This window comes from Mesorhizobium sp. WSM4815 (assembly GCF_055811575.1).
Genome location: NZ_JBVVQS010000099.1, coordinates 394,026 through 408,554 on the forward strand (window position 1 = coordinate 394,026; position 14,529 = coordinate 408,554).

Annotated in this window: 11 protein-coding genes; 6 read left to right on the top strand and 5 right to left on the bottom strand. The window is 64.1% G+C overall.

Annotation, left to right across the window (positions count from 1 at the left end):
- Positions 1–7 precede the first annotated feature (7 nt).
- Positions 8–2,191, bottom strand: a complete 2,184-nt coding sequence (locus AC0L2B_RS25210) for a primosomal protein N' (RefSeq protein WP_473747215.1) — start codon at positions 2,189–2,191, stop codon at positions 8–10.
- Positions 2,192–2,380: 189 nt separating this feature from the next.
- On the opposite strand from AC0L2B_RS25210, the gene fsa reads away from it, so the two are divergent.
- Positions 2,381–3,034, top strand: coding sequence for a fructose-6-phosphate aldolase (fsa, locus tag AC0L2B_RS25215; protein WP_027154569.1), 654 nt, complete (start codon positions 2,381–2,383; stop codon positions 3,032–3,034).
- A 128-nt stretch (positions 3,035–3,162) separates the two neighbouring features.
- On the opposite strand, the gene AC0L2B_RS25220 is transcribed toward fsa, so the two are convergent.
- The gene (locus AC0L2B_RS25220) at positions 3,163–3,750 is read right to left on the bottom strand and encodes an LPS assembly lipoprotein LptE (protein WP_091600163.1); all 588 of its coding nucleotides are present in this window, start codon (positions 3,748–3,750) and stop codon (positions 3,163–3,165) included.
- Complete coding sequence (gene leuS, locus AC0L2B_RS25225; RefSeq protein ID WP_473747216.1) at positions 3,737–6,361, bottom strand: leucine--tRNA ligase; 2,625 nt, start codon at positions 6,359–6,361, stop codon at positions 3,737–3,739. Before leuS ends, AC0L2B_RS25220 begins: the two co-directional genes overlap by 14 nt.
- Positions 6,362–6,507: 146 nt before the next feature.
- Here leuS and AC0L2B_RS25230 point away from each other — a divergent pair, with 146 nt between their 5' ends.
- Positions 6,508–7,170: a YggS family pyridoxal phosphate-dependent enzyme gene (locus tag AC0L2B_RS25230; protein WP_473747217.1), complete on the top strand. Its 663-nt coding sequence runs from the start codon at positions 6,508–6,510 to the stop codon at positions 7,168–7,170.
- Between the two features lie 162 nt (positions 7,171–7,332).
- Positions 7,333–8,382 (top strand): aldo/keto reductase, encoded by a 1,050-nt coding sequence (locus AC0L2B_RS25235; RefSeq protein WP_473747219.1) that lies wholly within the window; start codon positions 7,333–7,335, stop codon positions 8,380–8,382.
- Positions 8,383–8,433: 51 nt separating this feature from the next.
- Here the strand turns inward: AC0L2B_RS25235 and AC0L2B_RS25240 are convergent, their stop codons facing one another.
- The gene (locus AC0L2B_RS25240) at positions 8,434–9,342 is read right to left on the bottom strand and encodes a LysR family transcriptional regulator (RefSeq protein ID WP_473747220.1); all 909 of its coding nucleotides are present in this window, start codon (positions 9,340–9,342) and stop codon (positions 8,434–8,436) included.
- A gap of 137 nt (positions 9,343–9,479) precedes the next feature.
- On the opposite strand from AC0L2B_RS25240, the gene AC0L2B_RS25245 reads away from it, so the two are divergent.
- Entirely contained in the window at positions 9,480–10,658 is a 1,179-nt protein-coding gene (locus AC0L2B_RS25245; RefSeq protein WP_473747222.1) for an MFS transporter, read from the top strand.
- A gap of 38 nt (positions 10,659–10,696) precedes the next feature.
- Positions 10,697–11,731: an aldo/keto reductase gene (locus AC0L2B_RS25250; protein ID WP_473747223.1), complete on the top strand. Its 1,035-nt coding sequence runs from the start codon at positions 10,697–10,699 to the stop codon at positions 11,729–11,731.
- A gap of 204 nt (positions 11,732–11,935) precedes the next feature.
- Here AC0L2B_RS25250 and AC0L2B_RS25255 read toward each other — a convergent pair whose 3' ends face one another.
- Positions 11,936–12,208, bottom strand: a complete 273-nt coding sequence (locus tag AC0L2B_RS25255) for an usg protein (RefSeq protein WP_077380769.1) — start codon at positions 12,206–12,208, stop codon at positions 11,936–11,938.
- 306 nt (positions 12,209–12,514) lie between these two features.
- Between AC0L2B_RS25255 and acs the strand changes: the two genes are divergently transcribed.
- Positions 12,515–14,470 (top strand): acetate--CoA ligase, encoded by a 1,956-nt coding sequence (acs, locus tag AC0L2B_RS25260; protein ID WP_473747224.1) that lies wholly within the window; start codon positions 12,515–12,517, stop codon positions 14,468–14,470.
- Positions 14,471–14,529: the final 59 nt, after the last annotated feature.

A 14,529-nucleotide genomic window follows, 5' to 3' on the forward strand; every position in this document is an offset into this window, starting at 1 on the left:
AAACGCCTCACAAAAAGCTCTGCGGGTCGATGTCGACCTGCACGCGCACCGAGCCCCGCAGCTTCGGTCCCTCGGCCAGCATGGCGCGAATGAACCCCTGAATGTCGGCGCGCCGTTCGCCCTGGATCAGCAGGCGAAAGCGATGGCGGCCGCCGATCAGCGACAGCGGCGCCTCGGCCGGGCCGAGCACGAACAGGTCGGCAGCCTGAGGTGCGGCGCGCCGCAAACCCCGCGCATGGCCCTCCGCTTCCGCCCGCGTCGCAGCACTGACGATGACGCCGGCGAGCCGGCCGAAAGGCGGCAGCACCGCCCGCTCGCGCTCGGCGATCTCGCGCTCGTAAAAAGCCTCGGCGTCGCCGGAGACGATCGCCCGCATGACCGGGTGGTCGGGCTGGAAGGTCTGCAGCAGGCCAAGACTCTTCTTGCCGGTGCGGCCGGCGCGGCCGGTCACCTGGCTGAGCAGCTGGAAGGTGCGCTCGGCGGCGCGCGGATCGCCATTGGCCAGGCCGAGGTCGGCGTCGACCACGCCAACCAGTGTCATGTTGGGGAAATTGTGGCCCTTGGCGACGAGCTGCGTGCCGATGACGATGTCGGCCTCGCCATTTGCGATGGCTTCAAGCTCCAGCCTCAGCCGCCGCACGCCGCCCATCAGGTCGGACGACAGGACTATGGTGCGGGCGTCGGGGAAATGCGCGACGACTTCTTCGGCGATGCGCTCGACGCCCGGCCCGCAGGCGACCAGATGGTCGAGCGTGCCGCATTCCGGGCAGGCCTCGGGCCGCCGCTCATTGTGCCCGCAATGGTGGCAGACGAGCTGGCCGCGAAAGCGGTGCTCGACCAGCCAGGCCGAGCAGACCGGGCAACCGAAGCGATGGCCGCACACCCGGCACAGCGTCAGCGGCGCATAGCCGCGCCGGTTGAGGAACAGCAGTGACTGTTCCTTCTTCTCCAGTGTCTGGCGCATATGGCCAAGCAGCACCGGCGACAGGAAGCCGCCGCGTGCCGGCGGGGCGCGGCGCATGTCGATCGTCTTCAGGTCGGGAAGCGCCGCCTCGGCAAAGCGCGCCGAAAGCACCGCCCTGCTATAGCGACCTTGGCTCGCGTTGACCCGGCTTTCGACCGACGGTGTCGCCGAGGCGAGCACGACCGGAAAGCCGCCGATGTGGCCGCGCACCACCGCCATGTCGCGGGCATTGTAGAAGACGCGGTCTTCCTGCTTGTAGGCGGGGTCGTGCTCCTCGTCGACGACGATCAGCCCAAGCTCCCTGAACGGCAAAAACAGCGCCGAACGCGCGCCGGCAACGACGCGCACGCCACCTTCCGCCACCTGCCGCCAGACACGCTCGCGCATTCTTGGCGGCAGGTCCGAGTGCCATTCGGCCGGCTTGGCGCCGAACCGTTCCTGGAAGCGCTCGAGGAAAGCGTGGGTCAGCGCGATCTCCGGCAGCAGGATCAGCACCTGCCTGCCGCGGTCGAGCGCCGCCGACACCGCCTCGAAATAGACCTCGGTCTTGCCCGATCCGGTCACCCCGTCGAGCAGCGTGACGCCGAATGCGCCGGCCGCGACATTGCTGCGCAGCATCTCGGCTGCATCGCGCTGGTCCGGCATCAGCGATGGTTGGGCGTAGCCTGGGTCGGGTGCTGCGACCACCGGTCGCGGCGGGATCATGACGGTCTCGAACACGCCTTGCGCCTTCAGCCCGTCGATGACCGTCGACGACACGCCGGCCGCATGCGCCAGCCCGGACCGCGTCCAGGCGAGCCCGCCTTCGGCTGTCTCCAGCACGCGCATCCTCGCATCCGTCACACGGTCGGGTCTGGCCAAGGTGCGTTGCAGGCCTTCGATCCACGGTTCCGGGTCGAAGGCCTCCGGCGCCCGCAGCAGCATGCGCGCCACCATGCCGGGCGGCGACAGCGTGTATTGCGCGATCCAGTCGACGAAGCGGCGCATGGCGCGGTCGATCGGCGGGCAGTCGAAGACCTGCTCAATCGAGCGCAGTTTTTTGGCATCGACCTTTTCGACGGCACCGTCCCAGACGATGCCGGCAACCTGGCGCGGACCGAGCGGCACGCGCACGATCGAGCCCGGCACCACGCGCATGCCGGCGGGCACGGCATAGGTGTAGGGCCGCTCGGCGGGCATCGGCACCAGCACCGGTGCGGCCGCGACAAAGGGCGAATCTTCCATCATGAGGCGTGACCTTGCCCCGACTTTCGTCTAGATCAAAGTCCGACCCCCAGAGGTGCATGACATGCACTAGAGCGACGTGCGTCCATCCGGACGCACAAAGTACGCTCTAGAACTTTAAACCTCGCATCGTGCTTCCGAAAATCGATTCGATTTTCGGGCCGATGCGATAAAAATCTTCAGGAGACCGTCATGAAATTTTTTGTCGACACCGCCGATGTCAAGGAAATCCGTGAACTGAACGATTTGGGGCTGCTCGACGGCGTCACCACCAATCCTTCGCTGATCCTCAAATCCGGCGGCAAGATCGCCGAAGTCACCAGAGAGATCTGCGAGATCGTCAAGGGCCCGGTCTCGGCCGAAGTCGTCGCCACCGAATACAAGGACATGATGGCGGAGGCCAAGATCCTGGCCAGGATCGCCGACAACGTCTGCATCAAGGTGCCGCTGACGCTCGACGGCCTGAGGGCCTGCAAGGACATCCGCTCGGACGGCCGCATGGTCAATGTCACGCTGTGCTTCTCGGCTACCCAGGCGCTGCTCGCCGCCAAGGCCGGCGCCTCCTTCATCTCGCCCTTCGTCGGCCGCATCGACGACAGCGGCTGGGACGGCATGGAACTGATCGCCGATATCCGCACCATCTACGACAATTATGATTTCCAGACCGAGATCCTCACCGCCTCGGTGCGAACGGTGAATCACGTCAAGCAGGCCGCACTGATCGGCGCCGACGTCATCACCGCGCCGCCGGCGACGCTGAAGGCGCTGGTCAAGCACCCGCTGACCGACAAGGGCCTGGAGCAGTTCCTTGCTGACTGGGCCAAGACCGGCCAGAAAATCGGCTGAAATCAAGAAGATCGGCTGAAATCAAAACGCCGTGTTCCCGTAAAAAAAGGCCGAGCAATCGGCCTTTTTTTGCGCCAGCAATCAGGCCTCGGCGGTAGCCGGAACGTCTTGATCCAGGCCGAACGGCGCTAACCCGCCACCGTCTTGCCGTGCTTGACCAGAGCCTGGGCGATCGACAGGCGCAGCAGGTCCGCCAGTTCGCGCGCCGCGCGGTTCTCGGCGTCGATTTGCGCCCGGTAGGAGGCGAACTCCTGACGGGGCCGGTCGAAGGACGACGCTATCGAGCGCTTGCCGGTCGCGATCGTCGTGCCGGTCCTGGCGTCGGTCAGCACATAATTCGCGGTCAGTGTCACCGTGCCCGCGGTTGGTTCGTCGTCATCGGTCGTGACCTGCACCTTTGCAGCGGATTCAATAAGTTCGGTAACGCCGAGATCGAGCGAATAGGCGGGCGACGCCGGCTCGCCCGCACCCTGGCCGAGCGCGAAAATCAGATTGTTGCGGACCTGCTGGGCGTAGCGCGTGTTGACCGGCTTGACCGAGATGGACCCGAGTTCGGCGGCAGCGCCAACTTGCGAACCGGCCGACAGCGGCGCGCTCGAATAGAGCGGGCGCACCGTGCAGGCCGAAACCAGCGCAACCGAAGCGACCAGCCCATACAGCGCGGCACGGCGCAGCAAGTGCGTCACTTCTGTCTTCCTCGGATCAGGCAACGACATTGACGATCCTCTGCGGGACGATGATCACCTTGCGCGGTGCCTTACCTTCGAGCGCTTTCTGCACGAAGTCGAGAGCCAGAACCGCTTTTTCGACGGCACCTTGGTCCGCGTCGCGGGCAATTGTCAAATCGCCGCGCTTCTTGCCGTTGACCTGGACCGGCAGCACGATCTCGCTGTCGACGACAAGCGACGGATCAAAGACAGGCCAGGGCCGTTCGGCGACCAGATCGGTGCCGCCGAGCGCCTGCCAGCATTCCTCGGCCAGATGCGGCATGACCGGCGCAATCAAATGCACGAGGATGTCGACGGCTTGCCGGCAAGAAGCCTTGAGCGCCGGATCGGCCTTGCCTTCGGCCGCCTCGTTGAGCGGCGTGTTGAGCGCATTGGCGAGTTCGTAGATGCGGGCGATGGCGCGGTTGAAGGCGAGCTTTTCAATGTCCTCGCCCACCGATTTCAGGATCTTGTGCGCGGCCTTGGAAACAATCCCTGCCTCGCCCTGCTTCGCCGCTGCCGGCTGGATTCCGGCGAGCGATTCGGCGGCTGTCGACACCAGGCGCCAGATGCGCTGGATGAAGCGGTGCGCGCCGGCGGCGCCCTCGTCGGTCCATTCGACGTCACGTTCGGGCGGCGAGTCCGACAGCATGAACCAGCGCGCGGTGTCGGCGCCGTAGCCGTCGGTGATCTCTTCGGGGCTCACCGTGTTCTTCTTCGACTTCGACATTTTTTCGAGCGGGCCGATCACCGCCTCTTCGCCGGTCGCGATTTCTATGGCGCGGCGCTTGCCATCGACGTCCTCCAGCCGCACCTCGCTGGGCGCAAGCCAGCGGCTGTTCGCGCCACTGCCGACCCGATAGGTCTCGTGCACCACCATGCCTTGCGTGAACAGGCCCCTGAACGGCTCGGCGAGGTCGACATGGCCGGTCTCACGCATGGCGCGGGTGAAGAAGCGCGAATAGAGCAGGTGTAAAATGGCGTGCTCGATGCCGCCAATATACTGGTCGACCGGCAGCCATTCGGTAGCTGCCTTGGGATCGGTTGGGTCGTTCGCCCGGGGCGCGGTGAAGCGCGCGAAATACCACGACGAATCGACGAACGTGTCCATCGTGTCGGTTTCGCGGCGTGCATCCTTGCCGCATTGCGGGCATTTGACATGCCGCCATGTCGGATGGCGATCGAGCGGATTGCCCGGCCGGTCGAACTCGATGTCGTCGGGAAGCTTGACCGGCAGGTCCGCCTTCGGCACCGGCACCACGCCGCAATCCTCGCAATGGATCATCGGGATCGGGCAGCCCCAGTAGCGCTGGCGCGAAATGCCCCAGTCGCGCAGGCGGAAGTTGACCTTGCGCTCGGCCATCGGCCGGTTGCCGATGGTCTTTTGTTCCAGCAGCTTGGCCACTTCGTCGAACGCCTGATCAGGCTTCATGCCGTCGAGGAAGCGCGAATTGATCATCACGCCGTCGCCGACATAGGCCTCGTCGATGATCTGAAAGTTTCCCTGGATCTCGCCTTCCGGCATCACCACCGGAATGACCGGCAGCCCATATCTGTTAGCGAAGTCGAGGTCGCGCTGGTCACCGGACGGGCAACCGAATATGGCGCCGGTGCCGTACTCCATCAGCACGAAATTGGCGACATAGACAGGCAGCGTCCAGTTCGCATCGAACGGATGGACGACTCGTATACCGGTATCCATGCCCTTTTTTTCGGCCGTTTCCAGCGCCGCCACCGAAGTGCCCATGTGGCGAACCTCGTCGATGAACTTGGCCAGCGCCGGATTGTTTTCGACCGCCTTCTTGGCCAGCGGATGGTCAACTGCGACCGCCATGAAGGAGGCGCCGAAGATGGTGTCAGGCCGCGTCGTGTAGACCTCCAGCTCATCCTCGCCAGCAATCGGCGCGGCCAGCGGCCAGCGGATCAGCAGGCCTTCCGAACGGCCGATCCAGTTCGCCTGCATCAGCTTCACTTTTTCCGGCCATTCGTCGAGGCCTTCCAGCGAGTCCAGCAGGTCCTGCGCATAGTCGGTGATCTTGAAGAACCACTGCGTCAGCTCGCGCTGTTCGACCAGCGCACCGGAGCGCCAGCCGCGTCCGTCGATGACCTGCTCGTTGGCAAGCACCGTCATGTCCTCCGGATCCCAGTTGACCTTGGAGGATTTGCGCGTCACCAGCCCCTTCTCGACGAAATCGAGGAACAGCATCTGCTGGCGGTGGTAGTAGTCAACATCGCAGGTGGCGAATTCGCGCGCCCAGTCGAGCGACAGGCCCATGACCTTGAGCTGCTCGCGCATGGCGGCGATGTTCTGATAGGTCCAGTCCTTGGGATGGACCTTGTTCTGCATCGCCGCGTTCTCGGCCGGCATGCCGAAGGCGTCCCAGCCCATCGGGTGCAGCACGTTGAAACCCTTGGCCCGCTTGTAGCGCGCCACCACGTCGCCCATCGTGTAGTTGCGGGTATGGCCGATATGGATGCGCCCCGACGGATACGGAAACATCTCGAGCACGTAGTATTTCGGACGCGGGTCGTCGTTGTCAGCCTCGAACAGCTTCTTGGCGTCCCAGGCCTTCTGCCATTTGGGCTCTGATGCGCGCGGATTGTATCGTTCGGTTGCCATTGGGTGTTTTTCACTTAAAAAGCATGCGCGAACAGCCGGACACGCCCGGCGGCTCAGGAAATGTCGTCGCGGTGTTCACCATGGATTGCCGGACCCGTCAACTGCGACGCCCCGGCCAGGACAAAAACCAGAGTCAGGATATAGGCATGGCGAGCGCCGTCGAACAGTTTTTCACGGTCAAGGCGAGGATCGCCGCCGCCGAGCGCGAGGCAGGACGGCAAGCCGGCGCGGTGACGCTGGTCGCGGTCTCGAAGACCTTCAGCGCCGACGATATCCGCCCGGTCATCGACGCCGGGCAGCGCGTCTTCGGCGAGAACCGCGTCCAGGAAGCACAAGCCAAATGGCCAGCGCTGAAGCAAGCCTTCCCCGACATCGAGCTGCACCTGATCGGTCCGCTGCAATCGAACAAGACGAAGGAAGCAGTCGCCCTGTTCGACGTCATCGAGACGGTCGATCGCGAGAAGATCGCCGCCGAACTCGCCAAGGAAATCGCCAGGCAAGGCCGGTCACCAAAACTCTACGTTCAGGTCAACACCGGCTCGGAACCGCAAAAGGCAGGCATCGAGCCGCGCGAAGCCGTACCCTTCGTTACGCGCTGCCGCGAGGTTCATGGCCTCGCCATCGAAGGCCTGATGTGCATTCCGCCGGCCGATGAGAATCCCGGCCCGCATTTCGCGCTGCTGGAAAAGCTCGGCACGGAGGCAGGGGTGGAGGCGCTCTCGATGGGCATGTCCGGCGACTATGAAACCGCGATCGCCTTCGGTGCAACCAGCATTAGGGTCGGCTCGGCGATCTTCGGCAGCCGCTAGCGGGCATTTTAGCGGCAGTTTAGTGATCAGCCTGTTCCCCGTTGCACCGGATCGTCGGTCGCGGCGCTCGGTCCAGAACCACCAGGCCGTTACGCCAACATATAGAAACGAAACGTATCGTTCCTATATCGACGGATCATTCCAAAACTTTCCGGAGCCACCATGCGTTACAATCAACTTGGAAACACGGGGATGTTTGTCTCCGAACTGTGTCTCGGCACCATGACCTTCGGCGCCGCCGACCAAAACAACCAATGGGGCCTGATCGCCAGCCTCGACCAGGATGGCGTCGACAGGATCGTCCAGCGCTCGCTCGCCGCCGGCATCAATTTCTTCGACACGGCCGATGTCTATTCCTTCGGCGCATCGGAACGATTTCTCGGCCAGTCGCTGCGCAATCTCGGCATCGAGCGGCAGGACGTGATCATCGCCACCAAAGTCTATGGCGCCATGGGCGACGGCCCCAACCAGCGCGGCTCCTCGCGCGGCCACATCATGGATTCGGTCGACGGCAGTCTCGAACGGCTGCAACTGGACCATATCGATCTCTATCAGTTGCACGGCACCGACGCGGCAACGCCGATCGACGAGACGCTCAGGGCGCTCGACGATCTGGTTGCCAGCGGTAAGGTCCGCTATGTCGGCGTCTCGAACTGGGCGGCCTGGCGCATCGCCAAGGCATTGGGCATCGCCGAACGCAAGGGCTTTGCCCGTTTTGAGACGGTTCAGTCCTACTATTCGATCGCCGGCCGCGATCTGGAGCGCGAGATCGTGCCGCTGCTCAACGAGGAGAAGCTTGGGCTGATGGTCTGGTCGCCGATGGCGGGCGGGCTGCTTTCCGGCAAATACGGACCCGGCGCGCCCGGCAATGGCGAGGGCCGCCGCGCCAGCTTCAATTTCCCGCCGGTCAATGAAGACCGCGCCTGGGCGGCGGTCGCCGTCATGCGCGAGATCGCCGGCAAGCACGGCGCCAGCGTCGCCACGGTGGCACTTGGCTATGTCTTGGCCAAGCCTTTCGTGATGAGCGTGATCATCGGCGCCAGCCGCATGGAGCAGCTCGAACAGAACCTTGCCGCCACCGCGTTGAAGCTCGACAGCGACGATCTTGCTCGTCTCGACGAAGTCAGCGCGCTGCCATCCGAATATCCGGGCTGGATGCTCGAGCGCCAGGCGGCTGGCCGGCGTCCGGCACCCTTTGCGGCGAAAAAGTAACTCAATCTCATCTTCGATTTCGGGAGCCGGCGGGCTCCCGATCTTTTGGGCTCAGCTCAGCCGGACCGTCTCGACAAGAAAGTCGAGAAAGGCCCGCACTCGCGCCGGCAAATGTTTGCCCTGGCCGACGTAAACAGCATGGGTAAGCTCCTCGTCGCCGGGGTTGAAGTCCTCCAGAAGCGGGACCAGCCGACCGGCGGCGATGTCGGGCTCCACATGCCAGCGCGCCAGCCGGGCGATGCCAGCGCCCGAGAGCGCCATCAGCCGCATCGCCTCGCCGTCGCTGACCAGCGCGTTTCCGGTGATCGGGACGATGAGGGCCTCGCCGGCCGAACCGACGAAGGGCCAACCGTCGACATGACGCATGAAGCAGAAACCCATCCGATTGTGATGATCGAGATCGGCCGGCGTTTGGAGCGCGCCATGCGTCCTGATGTACGATGGCGCGGCGACGACGACCAGCCGGCTCTGCCCGAGCTTGCGCGCCACCAAACGTGACTCGCCGAGCGGCCCGGCGCGGATGGCGACATCGGCGCGCTCCTCCATCAGGTCGATGACATTGTCGGTCAAAACCAGATCGATGGCGACTTCCGGATAGCGTTCGAGAAAGCGCGGCAACAGCGGGATCAGCCGGTGCTGCCCGAACGGCACGTAGCTGTTGACCCGCAGCCGGCCGCGCGGCGCAGCACCAGCTGCCGCCTCGCGCTCGGCTGCCGCCATGTCGGCCAGGATGCGCACGCCGCTGTCGAAGAACGCCGCTCCCTCCGGTGTCAGTTGCAGCTTGCGCGTCGAACGGCTGATCAGCCGCGCGCCAAGCCGCGCCTCAAGCCGCGCAATCAGCTTGCTCACCGCCGACGGCGTCATCCGCAGCATCCGCGCCGCAGCCGAAAAACTGCCCGCTTCGACGACACGGACAAACACTTCGATCTCGCCGGAGCGGTTGATGTCAGGCCTCGCCATTCGTGAATCTATTTCACAGATAATGTGCCCGACGCAAGGCTGGTTCACAGCACATGGCAACACGATCTTCCGGGTCGGGACGCAGGAGGACACGGCGTCCTGTCGTCAAAACTGCTGTCATCGGAGTGGGAACCGCAATGCCTCTTGCACTTTATGCTCTCGCCGCCGGTGCGTTCGGCATCGGTGTCACCGAATTCGTCATTATGGGCCTGCTGCTCGACGTCAGCACCTATCTCGGCGTCTCGATCTCGGCCGCCGGCCAGTTGATCTCCGGCTATGCGCTGGGCGTCGTCATCGGCGCGCCGCTGCTGACGATCGCCACCGGCCGCTGGCCGCGCAAGACCGTGCTTCTGGTGCTGATGGCGGTCTTCACGCTGGGCAACCTCGCCTGCGCGCTGGCCCCCGACTACTGGACGCTGATGGCTGCCCGTGTGCTCACCGCCTTCGCCCACGGCACCTTCTTCGGCGTTGGTGCGGTGGTTGCGACCGGGCTGGTCGCCCCCAACAGGAAGGCCTCGGCGATCGCCCTGATGTTCACCGGCCTGACCATCGCCAACATCCTCGGCGTGCCCTTCGGCACCTGGCTCGGCCAGGCCTTCGGCTGGCGGGCGACCTTCTGGGCTGTAACCCTGGTCGGCATCGTCGTCTTCGCCATCATTCTCCTGCTGGTGCCGCGCAGCCCGGCAGCGCTGGAAAAGAGCGACCTGCGCGGCGATCTCGCCGTGCTCGGCCGCGCCCCGGTTCTGCTTGGCTTCGCCACCACCGTGCTTGGCTATGCCGGCGTCTTCGCCGTCTTCACCTATATCGCCCCCTTGCTGACCGAGATCACCGGTTTTGCGGAAGCGGCGGTGTCGCCGATCCTGCTTGTCTTCGGCGGCGGCCTCATCGCCGGCAATCTCGCCGGCGGCAAGTTCGCCGACCGCTGGCTGGTGCCTTCCGTCCTCGGCAGTCTCGTTGTGCTGGCGCTGGTGCTCGGCACGATGACCTTAGCCCTGCACAGCCGGGCGATGGCTGTCATCCATGTCGGCCTGCTCGGCGCCGCCGCCTTCGCCACCGTAGCGCCGCTGCAGATGTGGGTGCTGGAAAAGGCTGAAGGCGCCGGCCAGAGCCTCGCCTCGTCCTTCAACATCGCCGCCTTCAACCTCGGCAACGCCGCCGGCGCCTGGCTCGGCGGCATGGTCATCGCGCATGGCCCCGGCCTTGGCGCCGTCACCTGGGTCGCCGCCCTGCTGCCGCTCTCGGCGCTCGCCGTGGCGTGGCGGGCGCTGCGCCTCGATCGCCCGACGCTTGGAGAACCGGCATCTGCCCGCTCGTAGCAACCCGACGAACCCCTTAGACATCACAGGAGAAAAAGATGGATTATCGACGTCTTGGCGCCTCGGGCCTGAAGGTTCCGGCGCTCTCGTTCGGCGCTGGAACCTTCGGCGGTTCGGGGCCGCTGTTCGGCGCCTGGGGCAACAGCGATGCGACGGAAGCGCGGCGGCTGGTCGACATCTGCCTGGAGGCCGGCGTCAACCTGTTCGACACCGCCGACGTCTATTCGAACGGCGCCTCCGAGGAAGTGCTCGGCGCGGCCGTCAAGGGCCGCCGCGATGCCGTGCTGATTTCGACCAAGACCTCGCTGCCGATGGGCGACGGACCCAATGATGCCGGCTCCTCCCGATCGCGCCTCATCAACGCGGTCGAGCACGCGCTCAAGCGTCTCGGCACCGATTACATCGACCTGCTGCAGCTGCATGCTTTCGACGCCGCAACGCCGATCGAGGAGGTGCTGTCGACGCTGGACAGTCTCGTGCGCGCCGGCAAGCTGCGCCATGTCGGCGTCTCCAACTTTTCCGGCTGGCAAGTAATGAAATCGCTCGCCCTGGCGGACAAGCACGGCTACCCGCGCTACGTCGCCCATCAGGTCTACTATTCGCTGGTCGGGCGCGACTATGAATGGGAGTTGATGCCGCTCGGCCTCGACCAGGGCGTTGGCGCGCTGGTATGGAGCCCGCTCGGCTGGGGCCGCCTGACCGGCAAGATCCGCCGCGGCGAGCCACTGCCGGAAAAAAGCCGGCTGCACGACACCGCAAGCTTCGGGCCGCCGGTCGAAGACGAGTTGCTCTACAGGGTTGTCGATGCGCTCGAAGCCGTGGCCAGGGAAACCGGCAAGACCGTGCCGCAGATCGCCATCAACTGGTTGCTGCAGCGGCCGACCGTCGCCTCGGTCATTATCGGGGCGCGCACCGAGGAACAGCTGCGCCAGAATCTTGGTGCCGTCGGTTGGTCATTGACATCCGACCAGATCAAGACGCTCGACGCGGCAAGCGCGGTGACCGCAGCCTATCCGTATTTTCCGTATCGCCGGCAGGAGGGTTTTGCCCGGCTGAGCCAGCCTGCGGTCTGAGAGTCTCGATCGCTCGTTCGGGTGACCATCATAAACATTCGGGACTAGCCGAAGCCTCCCCAACTTCGTCATCCCTGGGCGGAGCAAGGAGCGAAGCGACGCGGCGCAGACCCCAGGATGACGAAGCTCCGAGATGTTTCCGCCAATCACCAAGGCATGCGGAATCCATCATGCAAGCAGCCCGCCAGAACCTGCGCCGTTGCCCTAATGCAGCACGAACTCGCCATCGAGCTTCCGCCACTCATTGGGCGCGATCAGCTTCTGGTGCGTATAGCTCACCGAATGCAGCGGACCATCGAGCTTGGCCTGCCAGAACTCGATGAACCGGATCAGCACCGGAAATTTCGGAGCGATGTCGTAGTCCTGCCAGATGAAGCTCTGCAGCAGATGCGGATGATCGGGAAAATGATAAAGGATTTTGGCCGTGGTCAAGCCATAGCCCTTGAGCATCAGGTCCATTTCGGAATGGTCACGCATCGCGGTCCCCCGGTTGATTCTCCTTCCTCCCAATTTGAAATTGTGCCCGCAATTTGCTTAATCGTCTATTGATATTTCGTAGTTAGAGGCCGGATTTACGACACAAAAACATGCAGTTAGCAGCGATCGTGGTCGAGTGCTGATAGCTGCAACTCAAATCTCTGCGGCATCCCGCCGCGCGAATCCAACGTCTAATGTTGCCGTCACCGCGGAACTGTTAATAATGCGCGCGAATTCGCGGCCGCTTCGCCGCGATGCCGCCGGCGGTCAAGCCGGGCGGCCTGGTTTCGGGAGGAAAGCAAAGATATGTCCGAGGTTCATGTCCATCGCGTCCAGCCGGCGTGGAAGAAGAATGCGCTGATCGATAAAGACACCTATTTGAAATGGTACGCCGACAGCGTGAAGAACCCGGACAAGTTCTGGGGCAAGCACGGCAAGCGCATCGACTGGTTCAAGCCCTACAGCAAGGTCAAGAACACCTCCTTCGACGGCAAGGTCTCGATCAAATGGTTCGAGGATGGCGAGACCAATGTTTCCTGGAACTGCATCGACCGGCATCTGAAGAAGCGCGGCGACCAGACCGCCATCATCTGGGAAGGCGACAATCCCTACGATGACAGGAAGATCACCTATAACGAGCTCCACTCGCATGTCTGCCGGCTCGCCAATGTGATGAAGAAGCACGGCGTCAAAAAAGGCGACCGCGTCACCATCTACATGCCGATGATCCCGGAAGCCGCCTATGCGATGCTTGCCTGCACGCGCATCGGCGCCATCCATTCGGTGGTCTTCGGCGGCTTCTCACCGGACGCGCTGGCGGGCCGCATCGACGACTGCAAATCAAGCTTCGTGATCACCGCCGACGAGGGCCTGCGCGGCGGCAAGCCGATCCCGTTGAAGGACAACACCGACAAGGCGATCGAGATCGCCGCCAAGGCCGGAACGAAAGTCGAAAAGGTCGTCGTCGTGCGCCGCACCGGCGGCAAGACCGGCTGGGTGGCCGGACGCGACGTCTGGTACCATGACGAGATCGCGACGGTTAAGGCGGAATGCAAGCCGGAGAAGATGAAGGCCGAGGACCCGCTGTTCATCCTCTACACATCGGGCTCGACCGGCAAGCCGAAGGGCGTTCTGCACACCACGGCCGGCTATCTCGTCTACGTCTCGATGACCCACCAATATGTCTTCGACTATCACGACGGCGACATCTACTGGTGCACCGCCGATGTCGGCTGGGTCACCGGTCACAGCTATATCGTCTACGGGCCGCTCGCCAACGGCGCCACCACGCTGATGTTCGAAGGCGTGCCGAACTATCCCTCGCAATCCCGCTTCTGGGAGGTCATCGACAAGCACAAGGTCAACATCTTCTACACCGCGCCGACGGCGTTGCGCGCCCTGATGGGCGCCGGCGACGCCCATGTCGCCAAAACCTCGCGCAAATCGTTGCGCGTGCTCGGCACGGTCGGCGAGCCGATCAATCCGGAAGCCTGGGAGTGGTATTTCAACATCGTCGGTAACGGCAAGGTGCCGATTGTCGACACCTGGTGGCAGACCGAGACCGGCGGCATCCTGATCACGCCGCTGCCCGGCGCCACCCCGCTCAAGGCAGGTTCGGCGACGCTGCCGTTCTTCGGCGTCAAGCCGCAACTGGTCGACGGCGACGGCAAGGAGCTGGAAGGCGTTGCCAGCGGCAACCTCTGCATCGCCGATTCGTGGCCGGGCCAGATGCGCACCGTCTACGGCGACCACGAGCGCTTCGTGCAGACCTATTTTTCCACTTACAAGGGCAAATATTTTACCGGCGACGGCTGCCGCCGCGACGCCGACGGCTACTACTGGATCACCGGCCGGGTCGACGACGTCATCAACGTCTCCGGCCACCGCATGGGCACGGCCGAGGTCGAATCGGCGCTGGTTTCGCACGAGAAAGTCTCCGAAGCCGCCGTCGTCGGCTACCCCCACGACATCAAGGGCCAGGGCATCTACTGCTACGTCACATTGATGGCCGGCGAGAAGCCGGACGAGGCGTTGCGCAAGGAACTTGTCACCCACGTCCGCAAGGACATCGGCGCCATCGCCACGCCCGACAAGATCCAGTTCGCTCCGGGCCTGCCGAAAACCCGATCGGGCAAGATTATGCGTCGCATCCTGCGCAAGATCGCCGAGGACGATTTTGCCGCGCTCGGCGATACCTCGACGCTGGCCGACCCGGCGGTCGTCGACGACCTCATCGCCAACCGGCAGAACAAGCGGGCATAAGAAACATCCGGTCGACGGTCGTCGGAAACCCCATCGGATGAGATCGGCTCGCTGGCGCT

Bases quoted from the DNA above. Each gene is read 5' to 3' on its own strand.
- AC0L2B_RS25255 (WP_077380769.1), bottom strand. From the start codon at position 12,208: ATGCGTGACCATTCCGAAATGGACCTGATGCTCAAGGGCTATGGCTTG.
- AC0L2B_RS25250 (WP_473747223.1), top strand. From the start codon at position 10,697: ATGGATTATCGACGTCTTGGCGCCTCGGGCCTGAAGGTTCCGGCGCTC.
- AC0L2B_RS25240 (WP_473747220.1), bottom strand. From the start codon at position 9,342: ATGGCGAGGCCTGACATCAACCGCTCCGGCGAGATCGAAGTGTTTGTC.
- AC0L2B_RS25245 (WP_473747222.1), top strand. From the start codon at position 9,480: ATGCCTCTTGCACTTTATGCTCTCGCCGCCGGTGCGTTCGGCATCGGT.
- fsa (WP_027154569.1), top strand. From the start codon at position 2,381: ATGAAATTTTTTGTCGACACCGCCGATGTCAAGGAAATCCGTGAACTG.
- AC0L2B_RS25230 (WP_473747217.1), top strand. From the start codon at position 6,508: ATGGCGAGCGCCGTCGAACAGTTTTTCACGGTCAAGGCGAGGATCGCC.
- AC0L2B_RS25210 (WP_473747215.1), bottom strand. From the start codon at position 2,191: ATGATGGAAGATTCGCCCTTTGTCGCGGCCGCACCGGTGCTGGTGCCG.
- leuS (WP_473747216.1), bottom strand. From the start codon at position 6,361: ATGGCAACCGAACGATACAATCCGCGCGCATCAGAGCCCAAATGGCAG.
- AC0L2B_RS25220 (WP_091600163.1), bottom strand. From the start codon at position 3,750: ATGTCGTTGCCTGATCCGAGGAAGACAGAAGTGACGCACTTGCTGCGC.
- acs (WP_473747224.1), top strand. From the start codon at position 12,515: ATGTCCGAGGTTCATGTCCATCGCGTCCAGCCGGCGTGGAAGAAGAAT.
- AC0L2B_RS25235 (WP_473747219.1), top strand. From the start codon at position 7,333: ATGCGTTACAATCAACTTGGAAACACGGGGATGTTTGTCTCCGAACTG.